The sequence below is a fragment of the Paramesorhizobium salinisoli genome, from assembly GCF_003335045.1.
Lineage (GTDB): Bacteria > Pseudomonadota > Alphaproteobacteria > Rhizobiales > Rhizobiaceae > Paramesorhizobium > Paramesorhizobium salinisoli.
The window spans coordinates 1-3971 of sequence record NZ_QOZG01000052.1 but is presented as its reverse complement, the minus strand read 5'-3'; the positions used below and the strand labels follow the sequence as shown (position 1 = coordinate 3971).

Below are 3971 nucleotides of genomic sequence, written 5' to 3'. Positions count from 1 at the left end.
CATTGGCTCAAGATCAGAACCAACAATCCGCTGGAGCGGATCATGAAGGAAATCCGCCGGCGCACTCGCGTCGTGGGAGCCTTCCCGGACGGCCAAAGCTGCCTGAATCTGGCGGCGGCCCGGCTGATGTCGGACAGATTCACTACTTTCGGGTTGTGACGCCAGGAAAGAAACCTTGGGATATATTCTCTATTCTTCCGCAAATTCCATGGATGTTTTGTCAACGTAAAATAGGGGTGATGGCATCCCTTTTTATCGTCCAAGTAATTGATAATACTCCTGCTTAGTGGAGAGGAGATTTTATATGATTAGAACGACAGATTTGTCTCGTGACGCCTCATGTCTTAACCGTCTTTATTTATTTCGAAAGTACCTAACTGCCTACGTTTTTACTACAGCACTGTGCGGCGGACTCCTGCCCGGGGCGCTGGCGCAGGAACTCGATGGAAAGTATTATAGCAGCGATGGTACACGCGCCGATGATCTAAATTCAGCCAAAGAAAGCTGGCGCAATGATCCCGAATTCAACGGCAATTGGGGGCTGAAGGCTATTAACGCTGATGGCGCCTATGCACTTGGCTATTCCGGGCTGGGTTCTCGGATCGGCATTATTGACCAGCCTGTTTGGTCATTACATCCAGAATTTTCAGAGAAGATAAATAGCGAGGACAAGCTTACTTTTAAAACCACGAGCGGCATCCGCGTTTATGACGATCCGTATCTGCCCGTAAAATCGGGAGACCCATTTCTCTTTGACGGCAGCATTTATTCGGATGGTAGAAATGGCGTAGCAACCCATGGCACTCATGTTGCCGGCATCGCCGCAGGCAATCGCGACACAACCACAAGCAATTGGGGTGTAATGCAAGGTGTTGCTTATGACGCCCGTATTTTTGCAGCGGACAATGGCGACCCCGGTCCTGAAGACGGCATTGTAAAAGGTAATGACGGGGGAGTCTATCTGGCTGCGTGGAGAGCGATGATTGACAGCAATGTTGATGTGATCACCAACAGCTGGGGTATAGGGATAAGCAGTTCCCGTTGGAAATATGATCAGGCAGCGGCGCAATTTCAAGAGATCAAATCAATTCTTGGAACTGCGGAAGGCGGTGCCTATGACGGTGTCATAGAGGCTGCGCGCAAAGGGATCATTATTGAATTTTCAGCAGGTAACGATTCCGGCGCCGATCCTGATGCGATGGCGGGGTTTGCGACATTTATGCCCGAACTTGAAAAAAACTGGATCACGACAATGAGTGTGCAACTCAACTCACGTGATCCCAACGGCGTAACCCGCAGCGGGTTTTCCAGCAATTGTGGATATGCTAAATATTTTTGTGTGGCTGCTCCCGGAACCAGGATTAATAGCAGTGTCGTTGAGGCTGATCTTACTGGTAAGGAACCCGGCGATACTCTTACTGATTTGAAGGCTGGATATAAAAAATTTAACGGCACTTCAATGGCAGGGCCATTCGTCTCTGGTAGTATTGGGGTATTGAAACAGCGTTTTCCTTATTTGCTCAACAGGGATGTCAACGATATTCTCAAGTCAAGCTCAACAGATCTCGGTGAGAGCGGTGTTGATGAAGTATATGGCTGGGGTCTCATCAATCTTGACAAAGCCATGCGTGGCCCTGGCCAATTTCTTGGCCGGACTGAGGCTCGTCTGCCTTATGGCATATCAGATACATGGTCGAATGATATTTCGGACGAGGCAATGCAACAGCGGCAACTGGAAGAACAGAGCGAAATTGCCACTTGGGAAAAAAAGAAAGCAGAACTTGAATCAAAATTGAGTTCTGCCCCAACCCTATCGGAAAGCGAGCTCGCTGCAAATGAGAAGGTTCGTAATACGATTGCCGTCACGCAGGAACGTATTGATAAACTCTCTTCCAAAACCAATACTGATTACGAAGGTGGCTTAACCAAATCAGATTTTGGACAGCTGATCCTTGCAGGCACCAACACCTATCGCGGCGATACTATTATAGATGGCGGCGAGTTAGTGATTGCTGAAGGTGGATCGATTATTTCCTCATCGTTCATCAACTACCGCGCCCTTTTAACTGTCGATGGTACGATTGCCGAAGCAATGGTGAATGGTGGTTGGCTGAGGGTCAGCACCTCAGGCGCAACCGGTGATGTTACACTTAATGGTGGTGTTCTCGAGGGAAACGGCCTCGTTGGCAGCATAATGGCACATGCGGGGGGAATGGTGATCCCTGGTAATTCCGTGAGTACGCTATCTGTAAAAGGCAATGCCGTTTTCGATTCAGGCAGTGGCCTTGTCATTCCCGTTGCGCCCAGCGGTAGAAGTGGACTGCTTGATGTGTCCGGTACAGCCAGCCTGAATGGCGGTGCAGTTATCATTACTCCGGAAAACGGCGCTGCACCCCTCGCTGCGGCAGAGGTGCTGGAGTTACTGGGGCAGAAATATACAGTACTTAAGGCAACCGGTGGTAGAACCGGTGAATTCAGTGGTGTTTCCCCTGCTTATTACTTCATCGGCGGCGTTCTTTCCTATGGAGACAATGATGTGGCTGTCAGCCTGTCACGCAACAATCGCGCCTTTGCTGACGCTGGTGTTACCTATAATCAGAAAGCTGCGGCAAATGGGATAGAGAGCCTCAAAATTAGCAATCGGCTTTACGATTTGGTTGTTACGACCTCTCTTGCAGAGGATCTCCCCGCTGCTTTCTCCTCACTTTCAGGTGAAATTCACAGTTCTTTAAAAGGGACTCTGATGGAAGACGGTCGTTTCGTGCGCGACGCCGCCATTGGTCGGATCAGAGCTGCCTTTGCTGCTGTTGCTGACATAGCGATCGCTCCCGTCAAATCCACTGGACAGGAGGTTTATACAGGCGCATCGGGTCCCACCAGTTGGGCAAAGACTTATGGTTCATGGAGTCATGCTGACGGTGATGGCAATGCGGCAGCATACCGCAAGCACATTGGCGGTTTTGTCACTGGTGTGGACGGTATGATTGCCGACACATGGCTACTTGGGATTCTGGCAGGCTATGGTAATAGCTCGGTTGATTCACAGCTAGGCAACGCTTCTGTTGGCAGTTACGAGGTAGGAATCTATGGTGGCATACAGATTGATGCACTGACCATCAGTTTGGGCGCCAGCCTTGCTCAGCATGAAATCAATACCAGCCGTAAAGCGTGGCTTCAGGATGTTCGCGAAAGCAATAATGCGGACTATGGTGCCAATTCGTTTCAGCTGTTTGGCGAGGCTGCCTATCGCATTGCCATACCTTATGCGGCGATAGAACCTTTTGTGAATGTTGCCTATACCCGCCTTAAGACGGACAGCTTTACCGAGAGTGGCGGCATCACAGGCCTTACGGGTTTCTCTGAATCCAATGATGTGACGATGACAACACTTGGGCTCAGGGCATCGCATGACATCATCTTAAGCGAAAACACCGCAGTGAAAGGGCGCGGCATGCTGGGTTGGAACCATGGTTTTGGTGATGTCAGGTCGGACAGCCGCCTTGCATTTGCCGGCGGCAACAGCTTCACAATTGAGGGGCTCCCTATCGCACAAGATGTTTTTATCGTCGAGGCAGGATTCGATATCAACCTCAATAAGGCAACAACTCTCGGTATTTCCTATACTGGTCAGTTTTCATCTCTGGCTCGCGATAATGCAGTCAAGGCTGATCTCACCGTCAAATTCTGATTGACTGCGCTCAAAAATCTGACCGCAAATGAGTTTAACTGAACAGATGGAGTGGTTGCTGGCCTGCTGCTGGTTTCGGGCCGCTGTCCTCTGCAGCGAAAGTGAGCGCGTCACTGCCGAACGATGTGAGGCTGATGACCTGCCAATGAACTTTCATCCAGCGGTTTTGTGAAGTGCCCCCCAAATTTGGACCAGCGGAGGCTGGAGTTTTCCGGCTTCCCTTCAGGGAGGCGGGCTGGTTGCGCCTCCCGATTTCATCAGCGAGATCGGCACCTTGTTGCCA

Annotated in this window: 3 protein-coding genes; 2 read left to right on the top strand and 1 reads right to left on the bottom strand. The window is 50.4% G+C overall.

Annotated features, from left to right (window positions below):
• Both DUT91_RS27065 and DUT91_RS24535 read left to right on the top strand, forming a co-directional pair.
• Positions 1-159 (top strand): transposase (locus DUT91_RS27065; protein ID WP_245420007.1); only part of this gene is annotated, 159 nt, incomplete at its 5' end.
• Between the two features lie 145 nt (positions 160-304).
• Positions 305-3688, top strand: a complete 3384-nt coding sequence (locus tag DUT91_RS24535) for an autotransporter domain-containing protein (protein WP_114443002.1) — start codon at positions 305-307, stop codon at positions 3686-3688.
• Positions 3689-3722: 34 nt separating this feature from the next.
• On the opposite strand, the gene DUT91_RS26460 is transcribed toward DUT91_RS24535, so the two are convergent.
• Positions 3723-3971: hypothetical protein (locus tag DUT91_RS26460; protein WP_210207973.1), on the bottom strand; the 249-nt coding region annotated here is incomplete at its 5' end.

Coding starts and splice junctions, on each gene's coding strand:
- DUT91_RS24535 (WP_114443002.1), top strand. CDS start 305: ATGATTAGAACGACAGATTTGTCTCGTGACGCCTCATGTCTTAACCGT.